This is a genomic window from Mesorhizobium sp. M8A.F.Ca.ET.161.01.1.1 (assembly GCF_004792105.1).
In the GTDB taxonomy this organism is placed as follows: domain Bacteria; phylum Pseudomonadota; class Alphaproteobacteria; order Rhizobiales; family Rhizobiaceae; genus Mesorhizobium.
Genome location: NZ_SRTD01000480.1, coordinates 1 through 285, shown reverse-complemented (window position 1 = coordinate 285; position 285 = coordinate 1). Strand labels below are relative to the sequence as shown.

1 pseudogene is annotated in these 285 nt (G+C 69.1%); it reads right to left on the bottom strand.

The annotated features are described in order from the left end of the window. Positions 1-285: pseudogene (locus EN804_RS36640) on the bottom strand (tRNA (guanosine(46)-N7)-methyltransferase TrmB); the annotation flags it as partial.

Below are 285 nucleotides of genomic sequence, written 5' to 3'. Positions count from 1 at the left end.
CGCCGTCATCATCTTGGCCATGCCGTTGACGAACGGCTCGACGCCGATGAAGCCGGTCGCCGGCGCTTCCGTCGCGCGATGCAACAGATGCTCGCCGCCGCCGAAGCCGATCTCGAGCTGGAGGGCTGAAACGTCTGCCTTGAACAGCGTTGCGAGGTCCGCCGGCGCCTCCGCCGACAGGTCGAGCCTGTAGGCGCGCAGGCCGCTTTCCAGCGCCGCAGCCTGCTGCGGGCGAATGGTCTTGCCGTGCCGGCGGCCGAAAAATCCTTCGGTCGCGCGGCTCGG